Raw genomic sequence first — 19,574 nt, 5'->3', positions numbered from 1 at the left:
CCTAATACCTTTTACCTTTTACCTAATACCTTTTCTCTCAATCACACGGTTTATAAATCGCGCCGGTAGCGAAATCAACTACCGCAAATGGCCAAAAAATGATGATATCTGCCACCAATGCCACTGGCCTAATTGCCCGAGAAGGCTTACCAGGTCTTGGTTTAGTGCGCTGGCAGGAACTAATCGGCCCTCCCAACACTGTCGCACATGAAGACAATGACCCGGCTAGCAAAAGCACCGCCAAAAATGTTAAAAGGTATCTTTTCATGGTGATTTAATTTTGTACTTGATGTAATTGTTTTCTTATTTCTATCTCCGCTTTTGGCTTCGAGAGCCTCAGCCAAAACTCTTTTCTCTTTTCCCGTTTTCTCTTTTCTCTTTTCCCGTTTTCTCTTTTCTAAATCACCACAATATCATCCGCATGGGCAACTTCCCCTTGGGACAACATAATTTCTTCTTTGGAATGGCGAACACGGGCAATGGCAATCGGGTTTTTATCCATATCCAACAATTCAATCACCTCCCCTTTTTCAAAATCGCCAATGAATTCCATTACACCCACCGCTAACAAACTTTTTCGAGAACGAATGGCTTTTTCAGCTCCTTTGTCCAAAACTACTTTGCCACTAATTGAACTTCCTGCAGCCAACCATTTTTGGCGGGCCGACAAACTAGCGTCTTGGGCATCAAAAACCGTTCCTATTTCCTCTCGTAAGGCAGAAACAATCCCCTCCTCTTGATCCAAACCAAAAATAACTACCTTAATTCCTAAACGAGTAGCCAAGCGAGTGAATGTCAATTTGGAAATCATTCCTCCTAAACCAGAGCTAGATTTCTCTGAACTGACTACCGATAAAACCGATGAATCTATGGTGGATACATGGCGGATTATCTGACCTTGTTCATCCAATAAACCACCCACTGAGGTACTGATCAATAATTTCTCTGCACCAAATCCCGTGGCAATCAATGTGGCCAATTCATCATTGTCTGAAAATTTCAACTCTATATTACTCACCACATCATTTTCATTGGCAATCGGAATGACTCCGCTTTTCCAAAGTTCCTGATACGTTTCTTTCAATTGCAAAAACTGTTCCCTTTGTGAAAAATGATGTCTTTCACATAAACTTTGCGCTATGGAAATACCATATTTTTGAAAATAATGATTGTATTTAGCTATCAAAATAGGATTCCCTATGGCTGCGGCAGCCTTTCGCTCCGACAAACTTCCTTTGTATTGTTGCAAAAATGATTTTCCAGCTGCTACTGCCCCACTCGACACCAATACAATGTGGTAATCTGTATGCAATTGAGCCACTTGAGAAGCAATTTTCTCCAAGGTTTGCTCATTCACCTCCCCATTGGAATGGGTGATGGAAGAAGAACCGAATTTTATAACTAGGATGGGCTTTGCCATAGTAAATGAATCTCACTCTTTTAAAAAACAACCCTAAGATAGCCTAATTCAAGCAATTTAAGGCAATTGGAACGCGCAATTTTTAGGTAAAGCTTCATGCAATCGTGCCAAATATTCCGTCCGAGTAATTTCAATAGCCCCGTATCGTTTCACATTGTCATTCATAAACTGGGAATCCAATAAGCTAAATCCATTGGATTTTAGCAATTGTATCAAATAATGAAAAGCCACTTTGGAAGAATTGGATTCCAAGGAAAACATGGATTCTCCAAAAAAAGCACCTCCCAAGCAAACTCCATACAAACCACCTACCAAACGCCCTTCTCTATAGGCTTCCACCGAATGCGCTAAACCCATTCGATGTAGCTCCACGTACAATTGTATGATTTCTTCATTGATCCAAGTTTGATCTTCCTCCTTCCTGGGTGCTGCACAATAACGCATCACCTGCTCAAAATTCCCATTAATTTGTATGTCAAATTGCTTTTTGTTCAAAATAGGTTTCAAAGATTTGGAGACACGGTAATTCTCAAAAGGGATAATGGCTCTAGGATCCGGATTATACCACAACACCTCTCCCATTTCATCTGCCATCGGAAAAAAACCCGAACAATAGGCATCTATCAGCATTTCAATTGTGATAATATTTTCCTCCTTCATAAAATTAATTAAACATAAATTGGCATTTTAACAATGAATTAGTGAAATTGCACGCTAATTCCGACAAACTTATGGTGAAAAGCCATTGTTTACAAAAAGAATGTTGATAAAATTAACTCACATACGATTAATTTCTCCGATTCGACGAAGGCGACGATTCATATTTAGAGTATGATATACTCCATATATGTCTCATCTATTTTATCATTTTTATTTGTCGTCATTGAATGAATTCATATACTGTTCAAGTTGCTAGTCAAGAACATTTTGATCTAGCAGAGTCAATTTGCCACGAAATGGCAGAATCTGCCAAAGCCCGAGGCACTGGTATTGCAAAGCGTACACCCGAATATTTAAAAGAAAAAATGTCGGAAGGTAAAGCGATCATCGCTACCGACGATGTAACAGGTGAATTTGTAGGCTTTTGTTATGTAGAAACCTGGCAACACGGAAAATTTGTGGCCAACTCGGGACTAATTGTCAAACCGGATTACCGGAAATTTGGTGTAGCCAAAGCGGTTAAAGAAAAGGCTTTCGAACTTTCTAGAACTCGGTATCCAGAGGCTAAAATCATTGGTATAACGACTTCCCTAGCCGTTATGAAGATCAATTCCGATTTAGGATATGAACCCACGACTTTTTCTGAATTACCCGTAGATGATAATTTTTGGAAAGGCTGTGAATCCTGTGTCAATTATGATATTCTAACCAGGACAGAAAGAAAAATATGTCTTTGCACGGGCATGATTTATGATCCGAATCAAGCAGAGAAAAAAACAGAAGAGGAAAAAGACGAGAAATGGTTATTCTTAAAAAACATTTCCGTGTTCAATACCTTAAAAAAATTCAAAGAAAAATTGTTAATGCCTTTTCACAAAAAAGGAAAATCAAAATAATTATGAGCAAGCCTAAAGTAATATTAGCATTTAGTGGTGGTTTAGATACTTCGTTTTGTGTCAAATATTTGACAGAAGAAAGAGGAATGGAAGTTCATTCAGCACTAGTAGATACAGGAGGTTTTTCTCCAGCCGAGTTAAAAACCATTGAAGAAAAAGCCTATTCGTTGGGAGTAACTTCTCACGTAACCTTGGATGTGGTACAAGAATATTACCAAGATTGTTTGCGCTATTTGGTATATGGCAATGTGTTAAAAAACAATACATATCCGCTTTCTGTTTCTGCTGAAAGAGTATTTCAAGCGACTGCCGTGGCCAAATATGCCGAAAAATTAGGTGCAAAAGCCATCGCTCATGGTAGTACTGGCGCTGGAAACGACCAAGTTCGCTTTGATGTGGTTTTTCGAATTTTGGTTCCTGATTGTGAGGTAATTACACCAATTCGCGATTTACAATTATCTAGAGAAGCGGAAATCGAGTTTTTAAAATCCAAAGGAGTTGTTCAAGAATGGCACAAAGCCGCTTATTCCATCAATAAGGGATTATGGGGAACATCTGTCGGAGGAAAAGAAACCTTAACCTCCAATGGTTATTTACCGGAAGAAGCCTGGCCGACACAATTGACCAATCACCAAGCCCAAAAAATCACCTTAGAATTTGAAAAAGGGGAATTGGTTGGATTGAATGGTAAAAAATCGGAATCAACAGTAGCTGCGATCCGAGAATTGACAGAAATAGCAGGTGCCTATGCCATAGGTAGAGATATTCACGTAGGAGATACCATCATTGGTATCAAAGGCCGTGTAGGATTTGAGGCTCCTGCACCTTTGATCATCATCAAAGCACATCACTCTTTGGAAAAACATGTATTGACCAAACATCAATTGTATTGGAAACAAAACTTGGGAGATATGTATGGAACCTTGTTGCACGAAGGACAATTTTTAGAGCCTGTCATGCGCAACTTTGAAACCTTCTTGGAAGATACACAAACGAATGTCACAGGTACCGTACATGTTCAATTATCGCCGTATCAATTCCATATCTTAGGAATCGAATCGAAATACGATTTAATGTCATCGGTTTTTGGTGCATATGGAGAAATGAACAAAGCTTGGTCGGGTGATGATGTAAGAGGATTTTCAAAAATCGTTTCTAACCAAACGATGATACATAGGAAAGTGAATGAGTAGAATAGGTAATAGGTAATAGGTAATAGGTAATAGGTAAAAGGTAATAGGTAATAGGTATATTTCTCTTTTCTCTTTTCTCTTTTCTCTTTTCTCTTTTCTCTTTTCTCTTTTCTCTTTTCTCTTTTCTCTTTTCCCTTTTCATAATTATAAAAGATGAACGCAAGAATAGGAATTATTGGTGGTGCGGGGTACACTGGGGGTGAATTATTGCGAATTTTAATCAATCATCCTTTGATTGATGTCGCATTTGTGCATTCCAATTCACAAGCGGGTAAACCCGTTTATCATACCCATACTGATTTATTAGGCTCCTGTCATTTACATTTCACGAAAGATATTTTCCCAGTTGATGTCTTGTTTTTATGCTCAGGACATGGCGAGTCGAAAAAATTCTTGGCAGCTAATGAAATAGCTTGGCATACCAAAATTGTGGATTTAAGCACTGATTACCGAGATGAATCCGAAGGATTTGTGTACGGTCTAGCGGAATATCAAAAAGAAAAAATCCAATCGGCGACAAAAATTGCTAATCCAGGTTGCTTTGCTACTTCCATTGAATTAGCGATGTTACCTTTGGCCAAAAATGGATTGATACATTCAGCCATTCATGTTTCAGCAGTTACAGGTTCTACCGGTGCGGGACAAGCCTTGTCGAGTTCTACCCATTTTTCTTGGAGAAACAACAATGCAAGTATCTACAAAGCCTTTAATCACCAACATTTGACAGAAATTGGTGCAACGCTAAAGTTCAATGAGGTAACTCCCAAAGTCAACTTCATTCCTTACCGAGGTAATTTTTCAAGGGGAATCATGGCAAATGTATACACCGATTACGCAGGAACATTAGAAGAAGCAAAGGATTTATATGAGTCGTTTTACCAAGATTCACCCTTTGTTTTCATCAGCGAACAAGCCGTGGATGTTAAGCAAGTGGTGAATACAAACAAATGCTTTTTGCATTTAGAATTACATGAAGGCCAATTATTGGTTACCTCCGTGATAGATAATTTATTAAAAGGCGCATCTGGACAAGCTATTCAAAACATGAATTTAATGATGGGATGGCCAGAAGACAGTGGACTAAAATTAAAGTCTATTGGATTTTAAAAAACTCGAATGAGTCGAAAAAAGAAGAATTATGAAATTATTTGACGTTTATCCACTTTATCCCATAGAACTTGTCAAAGCACAAGGCTCAAAGGTTTGGGACAAAAATGGAAAAGAATATTTAGACCTTTACGGAGGTCACGCGGTTATTTCCATCGGGCATTCGCATCCCTATTACGTGGAAAAAATGACCCAACAATTAAAAAACATCGGCTTTTATTCCAATTCCATCATTATTTCAGGACAAGAAGAATTAGCTGAAAAATTGGGACGTATTTCTGGTTATACAGACTACAACTTATTTTTAACCAATTCAGGTGCAGAATCAAATGAAAATGCCTTGAAATTGGCATCCTTTCATACAGGAAGAAAAAAGGTCGTAGCCTTCAGTCATGCCTTTCATGGCAGAACAGCCGGAGCAGTAGCAGTAACAGACAACCCGAGCATAGTGGCTCCTCTCAACGATACATCTCATGTCAGTTTTTTACCATTTAACCAGTTAGAAGGCTTAGAAAATGGAATAACGGAAGAAACATGCGCGGTCATTGTGGAAGGAATTCAAGGAGTTGGTGGTATTCAAGTAGCTAGTGATGACTTTTTGAAAGCCCTAAGAAAACGTTGCACTGAAACAGGCGCTATGCTTATTTTAGATTCTGTACAATGTGGTTATGGAAGATCAGGCAAATTTTTCTCCCATCAATTTGCAGGCATTCATCCCGATATGATGACCACTGCCAAGGGAATGGGAAATGGATTCCCAATCGGTGGTGTGTTAATTTCCCCTGAAATCAAAGCCAGTTACGGACTTTTAGGGACCACATTTGGTGGAAATCATTTGGCTTGTACAGCAGCCAATGCCGTATTAGATGTCATGGAAAACGAGAAATTAATGGCTAATGCGGAAAAAATAGGCGACTATTTACTCCAAGAGTTGAAAGGAATTCCAGGAATCAAAGAATTAAGAGGAAAGGGATTGATGATTGGAATTGAATTGGAACAATCGGTTGGACCTGTGAGAGATACGCTTTTAAACAAAGAAAATATCTTTTGTGGTTATGCAGGAAAGCATACCTTAAGACTACTTCCAAGTTTAGGAATCGACCAAAAGATAGCAGATCAATTCTTAACAAGTTTAAAAACGGTATTAAATTAATTGATAATTTAAGTCCCGAATAAAATAAAGGCTTGCTTTTTCAGCAGAAATGTAATTATTTTGCGTTTCTTTTGACTAAGATATAGTCGAGAAAATAGAGAAACCAAAAAAGTAAATAATAAATTTTCAATGGCATTAATTACAAAAATTAGAGAGAAATCGGGTGTTGCAGCAGCAGCAATTGCGATCAGTTTAGTGTTGTTTCTTGTAGGAAGTGATATTTTTCAAGGTAAATCATCCTTATTTGGTGGTAATTCTCAAGAGATCGGTCAGATTGCTGGAGAAAGTATCATGATTGCTGATTTCCAAAAGAAAGTGGAAGAAGCTACAGCCAATTATACTGCGCAAACAGGAAAAGGACCAGGAGAACAAGAGCAATCCATGATTCGTGATCAAGTTTGGAACCAATACATTTTAGAAATTGCATACAAAAAAGAATTTGATGCTTTAGGAATTAAGGTTTCGGATGAAGAATTAATTGACATGGTTCAAGGAAATAACATTCACCCTTCTGTTCGTCAACAATTCACGAATCCACAAACTGGTCAATTTGACAAAACTTTTGTGATTCAGTTTTTGAAAAACTTAAAAACCATGCCTGTTCAACAACAACAAGCTTGGGCTAATTTTGAAAAATCTATTTCTCAAGATCGTATTCGTTCTAAATATGAGAATTTGATTCGTCAATCTACCTATGTAACACAAGCAGAAGCTCAAAAAGAATATCAAACACAAACAGCAAAATACAATGCTCGTTTATTATATGTTCCTTTCTTCTCCATTCCTGATACAACCATTAAAGTAACAGATACACAATTAGAGGAATACTTAGCGAAACACAAGGATCAATACAAAGGAGCTAACACACGCTCTATTCAATATGTAACATTCCCTGTTATCCCAACTCAACAAGATACCGTAGAGTTTTACAATTCAATCAAGAAATTAGCGAAAGATTTAGCGGTTGCTCCTAATGATTCAGCATTTGCGATGTTAAATTCAGATGTTCGTACACCTTATTTGGTTTCTTATTCAGAAATTCCTGAGCAAGTGAGAGGTCAATTAGCTACATTCCAAGTGGGTGGAATTTATGGTCCATTCAAAAATGGTTTAACATATTCGATCTACAAATACGGAGGTGTTAAAAAAGACACTTTGTTCACCGTTCGCGCAAGTCATATCTTAATTGCACCAGCCAACAAATCTGATTCAGCCAAAGCACAAGCGAAACAAAGAGCAGAAGCTATTTTGACACAAATCAAAGGCGGAGCGAATTTCGAAACATTGGCTCAAATGAATGGAATGGATGGAACTGCTCAAAATGGTGGTGACTTAGGTTATTTTAAGAACAATGGTTCGATGATAAAACCATTTGAAAATGCAATTTTCGGATTCAACGGAACAGGATTATTGCCAGGTGTTGTAGAAACTGACTTTGGATTCCACATTGTGAAAGTAACGGATGCAAAATCCAACACTAGCTACAAATTGGCAGCTATTAACAAAACCATTGCACCATCTCAATCTACTTTAGACCGAGTTTACACGCAAGCAGATTCTTTTGCTAATTCCAATGGTACTTTAGCTGCGTTTGAAGTTGCTTTGAAAAAAGACAAGAATTTAATCATGATGCGTGCGAACCGTTTGGCTGAAAATGCAACGAGCATTAACAACCTAGCAAATGCACGTGAAATTGTACGTTGGGCATTTGATGATAAAACAAACGTAGGTGATGGTTCTCAAAAAGTATTTGAACAAGATAACCAATACATCATTGCTTACTTAAGTGGCAAAACAGAGAAAGACAATGTTAAAGTGGAAGATTTCAAAGAGGAATTAACGGCTGAAGTAAGAAACGACTTAAAAGGCGAAAAAATCTCGGCTAAATTAGAAGGCATCAAAGGTTCTTTGGAACAAATTGCTCAAACATACGGTGCAGGAGCTTTGGTTGAAACAGTAACAGATATCAGTTTAGCATCAGGTTTATTGAATACGGCTGGTCCGGATCCAATTGCCTTAGGTCGTATTGCTGGTTTGAAAAATGGAAAACGTAGCAAAGTGTTTACAGGAGAAAATGGTGTTTTCATCGTTGAGAAAACCGGTGGTGCTCCAGCTCCAGCTTTAGCTGACTACTCTAATTTCAAAAATCAAATTCAATCGATGGGTGTTCAAAGAGCATCATTCTTCATTAACGAGGCGATTAAAGAGAACGCAAACATTGTTGATAAACGTTCGAAGTTTTATTAATAGGTAAGCTATTTATCGAAGAAAAGCATTCTGAAAGGAATGCTTTTCTTGTTTATACCGTACATTTGCAACATGAATTTTGATCTAAAAAAATATTCTTGGCTGGTCATTCTCTTGGTGGGCTTTTTGTTTATTTTCATTAGTCCTTATTGGAATCAACGATTTGATTTAAGTGAAGAAAAAAAATTCACTTTAAGCGAATCAAGCATTCGGGTATTAACACAATTAGACGGCCCAATCAAAATCACTGTTTATTTAGGTGGAGATAATTTACCGGGCGGATTTAAAAGATTGCATCGTTCCTTGATTGATATGTTGGAGGATTTGAAACAACATGCTAGCCAAGATATCATCATTGAGCAAGTCGATTTATACAAGGATTACCCGAATGAAAAAAATAGGCAATCCTTAATTTTTGAACTCGATTCGCTTGGGATCCCTCCTACCAATATTGTCAATAAAGAAGAAGGCAAACAAGTTCAATTATTGGTTGTACCCGGTATTACCATTGAAAAATCAGATCGATTGGTGGGTGCATTATTACTCAAGGGAAACCAGCTAGCTTCTTCACAAGAAGTATTGAATCAAAGCATTGAAAATCTGGAATATGAAATAATTCAGGCTGTCAAATCTGTTCAAACTATTGAACGGAAAAAAATTGGTTTCTTTCTTGATTATAGCAAAGTACCTGCGGTCAAGCAATTGGACCTCATCGCCAGTTTGAAAAAACAATATGATTTATATCCGGTGGATCTTCATCAATCGCCAACATTAGCTGGACTAGATGCGTTTTGTGTAATTCAACCTTCCAAAAAATTTAGTAAATCAGATTTATTTAAAATTGATCAATTCTTGGTTAAAGGAGGAAAAGGCATCATGTTCATAGAAGGAACCCGTGTGGATACCGTACAAAATCAAGGACTGGTCTTTACTCGAGTAGAAAATGGATTGGAAGAATTATTGTTTCATTACGGTTTGAGGTTAAACTCCAATTTGGTCAAAGATGCTCAATTGTGTGGCGCGATTCCTTTGGAAGTTGGAAACTTTGGCAATAATCCTTCGCTGGAATTAATGCCTTGGCCAGCATTTCCACTTCTTATGGCGAATCCCAATTCTGTTATTACCAAAAATTTGGATGCCGTTTATGCCAAATTTCCATCGAGCATCGATACCGTTCAAGGTAGCCCATTGAAGAAAACAATTTTATTAAAAACGAGTCCATATACCCAAGTACAAAATGCACCGGCTACACTCCCCTTTTCTGCTTCAGGAAATGAATTTGATCCAGCAAAATACAAAAGTGGTTCACAGGCTATTTCCTATCTATTGGAAGGAAACTTCATTTCCCTTTTCAAAAATCGTTTAGCACCGACGGACACCTTATTGAAAGGCTTTGTACAAGAAAGTAAGAACAGCGGAGGATTAATTGTCGTAGGCGATGGAGATGTTCCTCAAAATGGAATTGACCCTAACACAAAAGGTCCAATGCCATTGGGATTTGACCCTTTTTCTAAACATACCTTTGCCAACAAAGATTTAATTTTAAATGCCTTTAATTACTTATTGGATGAAAACAAAAGTTTGTTGGCCAGAAACAAATCGATTCGTTTAAGACCGTTAGATAAAGAAAAAGTACAAAGCGAAAAACGCTTTTGGCAAGGACTCAATATCATCGTTCCTATCCTTTTTGCAGGAATTATCAGTTTATTGGTAATCCTTTACAGAAAGTATCAATTCAATAAATAAAACCTTTGGTATAATACCTAAAATATTTTAACTTCAAGGTTTAATTGCAAAACTAGTCAATCTAAAGAATCAACATTAATTCTTCAATCATAATGAAATTTAAAGTAGCCTCAAACGTCTTACTCAAACAAATCTCCGCTATCGGAGGTGTTGTGGCAAGTAATCCCATATTACCCATTCTAGAAAACATCTTAGTTGAATTAGAAGGTAATCAACTAATTCTGACGGCTTCTGATTTACAGACAGTTATGACCACTCGTGTGGATGTGGATGGTTCTGAAAATGGTTCTATTGCCTTGCCTGCCAAACTATTATTGGAAACATTAAGAAGTTTACCAGAGCAACCGGTTACCATTTCTGCCGATCAAGGTACTTTTGGCGCTGAAATTGCAACAGCCAATGGACGTTTTAAATTAAGTGGAGAAAATCCCATTGATTTCCCTAGAATTCCAGAAGTTAGCAAAAATCAAACCATTGTGCTTTCTGCCATGACTTTGGGAGAAGCGATTGCCAATACCTTATTGGCGGTTTCCAATGACGATATGCGCCCTGCAATGACAGGCGTTTTGGTTCAAATGACAGGAGATCACACCAATTTTGTTGCTACAGACGGTCACCGTTTAGTTAGATACAGAAGAAATGATATCAAAACAGATTCACAAAGCAGCTTAATTTTACCTAAAAAAGCTTTGGCATTATTAAAATCAACTTTGCCATCCGATGATACGGAAGTAAAAGTAGAATTTAGTCAATCCAATGCATTTTTTAGCTTCCAAAGCTTTCAATTAATCTGCAGAATCATTGACGAACGTTTCCCTGAATACGAAAATGCTATTCCAAAGCAAAACAATAATATTGTAACCATCAATCGTTTGGAATTCCTTAGCTCTGTGAAGCGTATTTCGATTTATTCCAACAAGACCACACATCAAATTAGATTGAAGCTTACAGCGAACAAATTAACGCTTTCTGCAGAAGATTTAGACTTTTCGAACGAAGCAAATGAGGTTTTGGCTTGCGAATTTTCAGGAACAGACATGGAAATTGGATTCAATGCCAAACTTGTATCGGAATTATTAGGTAACCTAAGTGCTAAATTCGTGGATATCAAATTGAGCGAACCGAATAAGGCGGGATTAATCATACCATCTGATCAAGATGAAAGTGAAGATATTTTATTATTGGTTATGCCCGTTATGTTAAATTCTTACAACTAAAATCAACCATGAAAGCTACCCTATTAAGCATTGTATTCTCATTAACATTTGTGTTGGCTAGTCTGGCGCAAGATGCACCTCAAGGTGTAGAATTTTTCAACGGTAGTTTTCGTCAGGCTTTAGCGAAAGCTAAAAAAGAAAATAAATTAATCATGTTTGACGCCTACACAACTTGGTGTGGTCCATGCAAGATATTAAAATCTAAGGTTTTCCCTGACAAAGAATTAGGTGCTTATATCAATAGTAAATTCATTTCAATTGGTGTAGACATGGAGGCTGGAGAAGGTCCTGCATTAGCTAATATGTATCCATTGGAAGGATACCCAACCGTTTTCTTTTTGGATGCCAATGGGAAAGTCAAAAAGAAAGTGTTAGGCTTACCTCAAGGAGGTGCAAAAGAATTGTTGGCCATTGCCAAATCAATCAAATAAATCAACTAATTCGTTGATGATCAATATCCTTTGGGTGCCCACTCAAAGGATATTTTTTTGTCAAATAATTCCTATATTGAAGCAATAAACTTATTTACATGGATATGCTTTCGATATTTTCTACACTTTGGAATGAAGTCATACAATTCTTAGGAATTCACGCTATTTTAGAAATCATTCAAACCCATGACTACGAAGCTTTACGTACATGGCATGGTATTAAGGCAATGATATCGCCCATTTTGCCGCTAATCCTTCTAATCGAAATCATCCGAGCCATTGTTTACAAAAAGTTTAAAATTGATAATTACAGAACTCCTTTTTTTATTTTTTTAGGAAATCGGGTGATTTCTCGATTTATTTCCATTGCGGCGGTGTCTTATTGCATGGCAACATTAGAACCATTTGCACTCTTCCAAAATGAAATGACATGGTATTGGTTCATCTATTCTTATATCGTTTGGGAGTTCGCTCATTTTATATATCATTACTTGGCTCATAAGGTACGCTTATTTTGGTGTTTACACTCAACCCATCATGCTCCAGTTGATATGAACCTGTTTGTTTCCAATGCCCACTTTTTTTTAGAAGCTCCGTATGCGGATGTGATACGTACCAGTATTTGCATTTTAGCGGGCGTCAATCCAGCCATGCTCTTTGTCGTTATGTTCATTGATGGTACATGGGGGACATTTATTCATGTTGGCGAAAATATCATGAAAGATGGAAGAATGGGATTTCTTAATAAAATACTATTAACGCCATCCCACCATCGAGTACATCATGCCAAAAATACTTTATACATGGATACGAATTTTTGTAATTTGTTACCGATTTGGGATAAATTTTTTGGGACTTTTCAACATGAACAAAACGAAATAAAGATCGAATATGGCATTACCAGAGCATATAATCCACAAAGCTATTGGGATGTATATTTTGGTGAAATAGTCCTTTTAGGCAAAGATGTGTACCATGCACCAGGTTTAATGAATAAGTTAAAATATATATTTTGGGCACCGGGATGGAGTCACGAAGGTGAATTAAAAACAGTAAAATTCATGAAAAGTCAGGAGCAAAAAAATAAGTAGAAAATTACGGAAACCTTGTAAAATCACAATTTTTTAAAGTGTTGAATGGTGTAAATTTGAAAAAAAACAATTACACGTGCTTATTAATCCACTAGAAACTCAAATTATTCATGAACTGATTTCAGACCTCAGTTCCAACTTGGTTGATAATAATCATCAAGAACAATTGGCCGCCGAAGGAATACTTGCTTATAAAGATCCATTTGAGTACATCCAAAACAATGAAGAAAATCTGGGATGGATCACCATATCATTGGAAACTGCTAGTCAGTTTATCAGTTCCTCCATTCCAGCTCTCGCACTTTCGCACAGCCTAGTTAATAATTTAAGTGATTATTTTGTCAATGGTTATGAACTAGATAATATTCATTTAAAAATTAAACAGAAAATTCAAAACAAGAGATTCCCTGAAATCGATCGTTATTATAAAACATTCAGATCAACCAATTCCAATAAAATTGCCATTCATTCGTTTGATCGATACAAAAGTTGGCTCAAAAAACAAATCGACAAAGTAAATCCAGAATTAACCATTGTTTATTTTGACGATTTATTCAATGATAATTTCTATTTATGTTTGATAAAAAAAGAAAAAGCTGAAAGAATTTTAGCAAATTGCCGTTTATTAGGCATTCATATCAAACAATTGTAACACTTTGAAACCACAACAATTACTGCTTTGCTTATCCTTAGGGATTTCTTCATTCATAACCACCGCGCAAAAGTCTACTACAGTAGGGAAAAATAAAGATAATCATGGCTGCATTGGCTCCGCAGGTTACCAATGGAGCATTCTTCGAAATGAATGCGTGAGGTCTTTTGAACAAAAAATTCAGTTAAAAAACCGAGACAAATCCTACACTTGTGGAATTATCCTTTCGGCAAACCAACAAAAAGCGGAATTATTTTGCAAAGAAGGTCATTTTATATTGACCTATTCTTCAAAAGCAAAAGCTTATCTCCATCAAAAAATTAATTGGCAATTAGCTAATCAAAACGGAAAATGGATGATAAAAGATGCTCAGGGAAAAATGATTTACCAAGATTAAAATTAGCGTAAATCATTGATTTCGACACCAGGATAAGCCTTCTTATCAAAACTAAAAAACTTATCATCTGCACCTGCATTAGGTGTTAATTTAGTCACTTTAAAGTTTTGTTTTTTTCCCGACTTATTCACGATAGTCCACTCTTTGACATTCGAATCAAATTTATTGATTTTAATGCTAATTTTTTGCACCTGTGCCGACTTCGCATTGGGAGCTAGTTCGATGGTTGCTACCGAACCCGCATCGCTTATAAGACTCATCTTATAAGCCTTTTTATCGAAGGTGTAGATTTTAGCAGGACTCAAATCGCCTTCGCTAGGATCAAAATTTGAAATATTAACTTCGTTGATTTCCTTGATGTATGTTGAAACCTCTTTACCATTATTGAAAATTTCTTGTCCCGAAGTTTTCAAACGAAATTTATTTCCTTTCACGGTAATAGTCCCGGTCATTGGTCCTCCACCCTCTGTTTGGTAGCTAAAGTTAGCAGCAAAAGAAGACATCGATTTGTATTTTTTCTGCATGCCATCTATGTAAGAAATGGCTTTGTTTGCTTGTGAAAAAGCAAAACTAGAAATGGTTAATAGGCTAAAAATGATTACGTACTTTTTCATATCAGGGATAAACTATAAATTTCTTAACAATTCTTCTAAACTAGCATCATCCTTCACTAACACTTCTCTGGCTTTGGAACCTCCAAAAGGTCCAACAATTCCAGCTGCTTCCAATTGATCAATTAAACGGCCTGCTCGGTTGTAACCCAACTTAAGCTTACGTTGAATCAAAGATGTTGAACCTTGTTGATGCATCACAATTAAACGAGCCGCCTCATCAAAATATTGATCTCTATTACTTGGATCAAAATCGCTACGCTCTTGTCCTCCCACCTCATCGGAGTCGGCCTCTGGTAATAAATAGGCAGATTGGTAACCTTGCTGATTACCAATAAAATCACAAATATCTTCCACTTCAGGCGTATCTACAAATGCACATTGCAAACGAATAACCTCAGAACCCATCGACAATAGCATATCCCCCATACCCACCAGTTGATCAGCACCTCCAGCATCCAAAATAGTACGAGAATCAATTTTAGACATTACTTTAAACGATAAACGTGCTGGGAAGTTTGCTTTGATGGTACCCGTAATAACGTTTACACTAGGGCGTTGGGTTGCAACCACCAGGTGAATTCCAATCGCTCGGGCTAATTGTGCCAAACGTGCAATGGGATGTTCAACTTCTTTACCCGCTGTTAACATTAAATCAGCTAACTCATCAATCACCAAGACGATATAAGGCATAAAATCATGCTTGTTCGGATCCAATCTTCGATTAACAAATTTTTGATTGTATTCTTTCAAATTCCGACAACCTGCGTCTTTTAATTTATCATAACGCAAATCCATTTCTTTACACAAGGAATTCAAGGTTGCAACCACCTTTTTCGTATCGGTAATAATCGCCTCCTCTGAATCTGGCAAGCAAGCTAAAAAGTGTCTTTCTAATTTATTAAACAACGAAAGTTCCACCTTTTTGGGATCAACCAAAACAAATTTTAAGGTAGATGGGTGCTTTTTGTAAATCAAAGATGTTAAGAGCATGTTTAAGCCAACAGACTTACCTTGCCCAGTCGCCCCGGCCATCAATAAGTGAGGCATTTTAGCCAAATCAGCCACAAAAATTTCGTTGGAAATATTTTTTCCTAAGGTAATAGGTAAATCAAAATTACATTTTTGGAATTTTTCAGATCCAATCACCGCACGAACAGGAACCATTTCTCGGTTCTTATTGGCCACTTCAATACCAATAGTACCCTTTCCTGGCATTTGTCCAATGATACGAACACCCATGGCTGCCAATGAAAGAGATAAATCATCCTCTAGGGAAGTAATTTTACTTACACGCACACCTGCTTTGGGAACAATTTCATAAAGCGTTACCGTTGGCCCGATGGTCGCTTCAATTTTTTGAATGCCAATACCATAGTTTAAAAGAGTTTCAACAATTTTCTCCTTGTTTTCCTTTAATTCATCCATTGTCACCTGAGTCGTCTGATTTTTTTGATCATACTCCTTTAACAAATCGATGGTAGGGAATTTATATTTAGGCAAATCAGCTGTCGGATCATACAATCCCAACTTAGCCACTAAATCATTTGCGGTAATTTCACCACTTGGCGTAGGTAATTCATCGGCATCTTCAACGGTATCGGATTCGGTGGCAACTTTATAGGTAAAGGTCAAATCCTCTTCTGGAATCTCCTTTTCAGTGAACGAAGAATCAACTTCTTGGGCTACTATTTCTGGAATATCTGCCACTTCTATTAATTCTGGAACCTCCTCCACTTTCTTTTCTGGAGGTAAATGTGGTCTGAAAATAGATTCATCGTCATTGTCTTCACGATGTGAAATATCTTCATCATCCAAAAATTCATCCTCATCCAAATCTACCCCTATTGGAGCATTTAGATCATCTTCCACAACAGCAGCTCCTCGGACTTTTTTACTTCGTGATTTAGGTCTTGGATTCAATTGGTAAAAAATGATAATAAAGACAGCCCCTAAAAAAGCAATGACAAAGGGAGATAAATAGCCAATTAATTGCTGAAGTTTTTCATTCACAAAATAGCCGTAGCCACCTCCCAAAGAATGTGGTAAATCAAATTGATACACAAAAAAACCAATCATCACACTTCCCCAAACGATATAAAACAATATTTGCCATGTTAGAGAACTGATTGGGACAATTTCTTTTTTGTAAGCCAAACGAAGAGCTGCTAAATAAAATAGAGGAATTAAAAGAAAGGAAGATATCCCAAAAGTCTTGAATAAAAAGAAATGAGCCACTTTGGCACCAAATAATCCTGCAATATTTTTAACAGGAATATCACTGCCCGCGATCAAATCCATTGGACCTAATTCCACCTCGCTTTGATCAGAAATACCATAGAAAATGCTAGAGCCAAAAGAGAAAAGCAACAAGGTTCCTATCACAAAAAGAAAGGAGGCAAATAAGAATTTACCCTGATTAGAATGTAATTGTTGCTTATGTAAAATTTCTTGCTCTTCGTCAAAATTCAATTGAAGCGCTTTGGGTTTACCTGTAATCTGTTTTGCCATCTAGCGAACACTGGTTTAAAAGGTTTAAATTACAACTATTTAGTCCGATTTACAAAAGAAATTACAGACCTGCCTCCAAAATTCCTTGATTAATTTCTTTGATCAATCCAGGACCTTCGTAAATAAATCCGGTGTAAATTTGAACTAAACTTGCACCTGCTTTCAATTTATCAATGGCATCTTGGGCGGAATGAATTCCACCAACTCCAATGATGGGAATTTGACCATTGGATTTTTTAAACAAATACGCAATCACCTCGGTGGACCTTTTGGTTAAAGGGCGGCCACTCAATCCACCCATTTCACATTTTAAATCGGATGTCAATCCCTCTCTAGATAAGGTGGTATTGGTGGCGATGATACCTGCCAAAGCAGTTTCGGTGACAATTTCAATAACATCATCCAATTGCTCATCACTTAAATCAGGTGCAATTTTCAATAATATAGGTTTTGATTTGGCTTTAGCATTATTCAAATCTTGTAAACTACTCAATAATTTTTTCAAAGGTTCTTTCTCTTGCAAGGCTCTCAAATTAGGGGTATTCGGAGAACTAACATTCACCACAAAATAATCGACCCAATCGAATAAACTCTCAAAACCTTGTATATAATCATCATCCGCCAATTCATTGGGTGTAATTTTATTTTTTCCCAAATTCCCTCCGACGATCACTTTGGATTTACGGGCCTTCAATCGACTTTTCATGGCCTCTAAACCTTGATTATTGAAACCCATTCGGTTGATGATTGCCTCGTCTTGTTGTAGACGAAACAAACGAGGTTGAGGATTTCCATCTTGTGCTTTTGGTGTAACAGTACCAACTTCAATAAATCCAAAACCTAATTCAGCAAATTCATCAATCATTAATGCATTTTTATCAAAACCAGCTGCTAAACCGACAGGGTTTGGAAATTTAATTCCAAACAACTCTCTTTCAAGCTTGACATTCTCCATGGAATAGATCGAGCGAAAGACGGATTTAACAAAAGGCACTTTCATCATCATCCGAATGGAAGTGGCCACAATTTCGTGCGCTTTTTCAGGAGAAAAGAGAAAAAGTAAAGGTTTGACAATTTTTTGATAAATCATTGAAAAATAAAATTCTTTATAAAATCAAAATTACAAAAATCAAACATAGATAATGGAATATGCCAAGGAATTAATGCAAATAAATAAGGTGAAATAAAAATAATCCAAATTTGAGATGGTCAATTCAAAAATAATTCTAATTTTAAACATCCTTCAAGGAAATCAAGCATTTAATAAACTATCAAGCCTATGTTAAGCCGTGTTGCCAATTCCATCTATTGGATGAATCGCTACATCGAGAGAGCCGACAATTATGCCCGCTTTATCTCGGTTAATTTTAATCTAGCACTGGATTTACCTCCCAATGTTCCTGAGCAATGGGAACCATTGATTGTGGCAACCGCTGATCATTACAATTTCTTTGAGCATTATCCGACAGCCAATCGAGAAAATGTATTGCATTACATGACCTTTGATATCAAAAATCCCAATTCCATTTTGTCTTGTTTATACAGTGCGAGGGAAAATGCCAGAACGATTCGAGAAAGTATTTCCAAAGAAATGTGGGAATACGTCAATCAAATTTATTGGAAAGTCAAAGACCGGGTAGAGGGAAGCAAGAACTGGGAGATATCTCGCTATCAAGGTTTTTTGGAAGAAATCAAATCAGGAAGTCAATTGTTTTATGGCATTGTAGACTCAACCATCACCCGTGGAGAAGGTTGGCATTTTGGACAATTGGGTAAGTTATTGGAAAGGGCCGACAAAACGACTCGTTTTTTGGACGTGAAATATTTCACACTTTTACCGGATATAGATGCCAATGGATCGCCATTGGATTTATTGCTTTGGTCTGCTGTGTTAAAATCCGTATCTGCTTACAATATGTTCCGTCAACAATACAAAGGAATTAACCCAAGCTATATTGTCGAATTCTTAATATTAGACAAGAATTTCCCGCGCTCTGTTGTCCATTGTCTCAAAGATGCAGAATCATCCTTGTATGCTATTTCTGGAACATCTTTTGAAAATGGTTTTTCCAATTTGGCTGAAAAGAAATTATCCAAACTTTTGTCAGAAGTTGAATTCACAGAAATCGATGATATTTTAACAACTGGTTTGCATCAATTTTTGGATAATTTTCAGAGCAAAAACAATGAAATCGGACAAACGATTTTTAGTACCTATTTTGATTTAAAGCCGGTAAATTGA

General features: G+C 36.9%; 18 protein-coding genes. 12 read left to right on the top strand and 6 right to left on the bottom strand.

Going from position 1 to position 19,574, the window contains the following annotated elements; translation table 11 throughout:
• Positions 1–37 precede the first annotated feature (37 nt).
• The 3 genes from V7S76_RS03095 to aat all read right to left on the bottom strand — a co-directional run bounded on the left by V7S76_RS03095 (position 38) and on the right by aat (position 2,080).
• Complete coding sequence (locus V7S76_RS03095; RefSeq protein ID WP_459508549.1) at positions 38–268, bottom strand: hypothetical protein; 231 nt, start codon at positions 266–268, stop codon at positions 38–40.
• A gap of 129 nt (positions 269–397) precedes the next feature.
• Positions 398–1,420, bottom strand: a complete 1,023-nt coding sequence (proB, locus tag V7S76_RS03090; protein WP_459508548.1) for a glutamate 5-kinase — start codon at positions 1,418–1,420, stop codon at positions 398–400.
• Between the two features lie 57 nt (positions 1,421–1,477).
• The gene (gene aat / locus V7S76_RS03085) at positions 1,478–2,080 is read right to left on the bottom strand and encodes a leucyl/phenylalanyl-tRNA--protein transferase (RefSeq protein WP_459508547.1); all 603 of its coding nucleotides are present in this window, start codon (positions 2,078–2,080) and stop codon (positions 1,478–1,480) included.
• A gap of 227 nt (positions 2,081–2,307) precedes the next feature.
• Between aat and V7S76_RS03080 the strand changes: the two genes are divergently transcribed.
• The 11 genes from V7S76_RS03080 (at position 2,308) to V7S76_RS03030 (ending at position 14,210) form a co-directional block, all read left to right on the top strand.
• Positions 2,308–2,976 carry a GNAT family N-acetyltransferase gene (locus V7S76_RS03080; RefSeq protein ID WP_459508546.1) on the top strand — a complete coding sequence of 223 codons (669 nt, stop codon included), beginning with the start codon at positions 2,308–2,310 and terminating at the stop codon, positions 2,974–2,976.
• 2 nt (positions 2,977–2,978) lie between these two features.
• The gene (argG, locus tag V7S76_RS03075; protein WP_459508545.1) at positions 2,979–4,169 is read left to right on the top strand and encodes an argininosuccinate synthase; all 1,191 of its coding nucleotides are present in this window, start codon (positions 2,979–2,981) and stop codon (positions 4,167–4,169) included.
• 153 nt (positions 4,170–4,322) lie between these two features.
• Positions 4,323–5,276: an N-acetyl-gamma-glutamyl-phosphate reductase gene (gene argC / locus V7S76_RS03070; RefSeq protein ID WP_459508544.1), complete on the top strand. Its 954-nt coding sequence runs from the start codon at positions 4,323–4,325 to the stop codon at positions 5,274–5,276.
• A gap of 28 nt (positions 5,277–5,304) precedes the next feature.
• On the top strand, positions 5,305–6,429 hold the full coding sequence (locus V7S76_RS03065; RefSeq protein ID WP_459508609.1) for an aspartate aminotransferase family protein: 1,125 nt from the start codon (positions 5,305–5,307) through the stop codon (positions 6,427–6,429).
• A 129-nt stretch (positions 6,430–6,558) separates the two neighbouring features.
• Positions 6,559–8,676, top strand: coding sequence for a peptidylprolyl isomerase (locus V7S76_RS03060; RefSeq protein WP_459508543.1), 2,118 nt, complete (start codon positions 6,559–6,561; stop codon positions 8,674–8,676).
• A 72-nt stretch (positions 8,677–8,748) separates the two neighbouring features.
• The gene (gene gldG, locus V7S76_RS03055; RefSeq protein ID WP_459508542.1) at positions 8,749–10,422 is read left to right on the top strand and encodes a gliding motility-associated ABC transporter substrate-binding protein GldG; all 1,674 of its coding nucleotides are present in this window, start codon (positions 8,749–8,751) and stop codon (positions 10,420–10,422) included.
• A 92-nt stretch (positions 10,423–10,514) separates the two neighbouring features.
• On the top strand, positions 10,515–11,639 hold the full coding sequence (gene dnaN, locus V7S76_RS03050) for a DNA polymerase III subunit beta (RefSeq protein WP_459508541.1): 1,125 nt from the start codon (positions 10,515–10,517) through the stop codon (positions 11,637–11,639).
• An 8-nt stretch (positions 11,640–11,647) separates the two neighbouring features.
• On the top strand, positions 11,648–12,070 hold the full coding sequence (locus tag V7S76_RS03045; protein ID WP_459508540.1) for a thioredoxin family protein: 423 nt from the start codon (positions 11,648–11,650) through the stop codon (positions 12,068–12,070).
• A gap of 104 nt (positions 12,071–12,174) precedes the next feature.
• The gene (locus V7S76_RS03040) at positions 12,175–13,161 is read left to right on the top strand and encodes a sterol desaturase family protein (protein ID WP_459508538.1); all 987 of its coding nucleotides are present in this window, start codon (positions 12,175–12,177) and stop codon (positions 13,159–13,161) included.
• A 76-nt stretch (positions 13,162–13,237) separates the two neighbouring features.
• Positions 13,238–13,813 (top strand): hypothetical protein, encoded by a 576-nt coding sequence (locus V7S76_RS03035; protein ID WP_459508537.1) that lies wholly within the window; start codon positions 13,238–13,240, stop codon positions 13,811–13,813.
• A 4-nt stretch (positions 13,814–13,817) separates the two neighbouring features.
• Complete coding sequence (locus V7S76_RS03030) at positions 13,818–14,210, top strand: hypothetical protein (protein ID WP_459508536.1); 393 nt, start codon at positions 13,818–13,820, stop codon at positions 14,208–14,210.
• A gap of 2 nt (positions 14,211–14,212) precedes the next feature.
• On the opposite strand, the gene V7S76_RS03025 is transcribed toward V7S76_RS03030, so the two are convergent.
• The 3 genes from V7S76_RS03025 to V7S76_RS03015 all read right to left on the bottom strand — a co-directional run bounded on the left by V7S76_RS03025 (position 14,213) and on the right by V7S76_RS03015 (position 18,419).
• Positions 14,213–14,824, bottom strand: a complete 612-nt coding sequence (locus V7S76_RS03025; protein ID WP_459508535.1) for a LolA family protein — start codon at positions 14,822–14,824, stop codon at positions 14,213–14,215.
• 12 nt (positions 14,825–14,836) lie between these two features.
• A complete protein-coding gene (locus V7S76_RS03020) occupies positions 14,837–17,332 on the bottom strand; it encodes an FtsK/SpoIIIE family DNA translocase (protein ID WP_459508534.1) in 2,496 nt (831 codons plus the stop codon).
• 61 nt (positions 17,333–17,393) lie between these two features.
• Positions 17,394–18,419 (bottom strand): quinone-dependent dihydroorotate dehydrogenase, encoded by a 1,026-nt coding sequence (locus V7S76_RS03015; protein WP_459508608.1) that lies wholly within the window; start codon positions 18,417–18,419, stop codon positions 17,394–17,396.
• A 192-nt stretch (positions 18,420–18,611) separates the two neighbouring features.
• On the opposite strand from V7S76_RS03015, the gene V7S76_RS03010 reads away from it, so the two are divergent.
• The gene (locus V7S76_RS03010) at positions 18,612–19,574 is read left to right on the top strand and encodes an alpha-E domain-containing protein (RefSeq protein ID WP_459508532.1); all 963 of its coding nucleotides are present in this window, start codon (positions 18,612–18,614) and stop codon (positions 19,572–19,574) included.

The sequence above is a fragment of the Aquirufa sp. ROCK2-A2 genome, assembly GCF_054558485.1.
The sequence above is the reverse complement of the archived record's forward strand: the minus strand, read 5'-3'. Positions and strand labels throughout refer to the sequence as shown.

Coding starts and splice junctions, on each gene's coding strand:
- V7S76_RS03095 (WP_459508549.1), bottom strand. CDS start 268: ATGAAAAGATACCTTTTAACATTTTTGGCGGTGCTTTTGCTAGCCGGG.
- proB (WP_459508548.1), bottom strand. CDS start 1,420: ATGGCAAAGCCCATCCTAGTTATAAAATTCGGTTCTTCTTCCATCACC.
- aat (WP_459508547.1), bottom strand. CDS start 2,080: ATGAAGGAGGAAAATATTATCACAATTGAAATGCTGATAGATGCCTAT.
- V7S76_RS03080 (WP_459508546.1), top strand. CDS start 2,308: ATGAATTCATATACTGTTCAAGTTGCTAGTCAAGAACATTTTGATCTA.
- argG (WP_459508545.1), top strand. CDS start 2,979: ATGAGCAAGCCTAAAGTAATATTAGCATTTAGTGGTGGTTTAGATACT.
- argC (WP_459508544.1), top strand. CDS start 4,323: ATGAACGCAAGAATAGGAATTATTGGTGGTGCGGGGTACACTGGGGGT.
- V7S76_RS03060 (WP_459508543.1), top strand. CDS start 6,559: ATGGCATTAATTACAAAAATTAGAGAGAAATCGGGTGTTGCAGCAGCA.
- gldG (WP_459508542.1), top strand. CDS start 8,749: ATGAATTTTGATCTAAAAAAATATTCTTGGCTGGTCATTCTCTTGGTG.
- dnaN (WP_459508541.1), top strand. CDS start 10,515: ATGAAATTTAAAGTAGCCTCAAACGTCTTACTCAAACAAATCTCCGCT.
- V7S76_RS03045 (WP_459508540.1), top strand. CDS start 11,648: ATGAAAGCTACCCTATTAAGCATTGTATTCTCATTAACATTTGTGTTG.
- V7S76_RS03040 (WP_459508538.1), top strand. CDS start 12,175: ATGCTTTCGATATTTTCTACACTTTGGAATGAAGTCATACAATTCTTA.
- V7S76_RS03025 (WP_459508535.1), bottom strand. CDS start 14,824: ATGAAAAAGTACGTAATCATTTTTAGCCTATTAACCATTTCTAGTTTT.
- V7S76_RS03020 (WP_459508534.1), bottom strand. CDS start 17,332: ATGGCAAAACAGATTACAGGTAAACCCAAAGCGCTTCAATTGAATTTT.
- V7S76_RS03010 (WP_459508532.1), top strand. CDS start 18,612: ATGTTAAGCCGTGTTGCCAATTCCATCTATTGGATGAATCGCTACATC.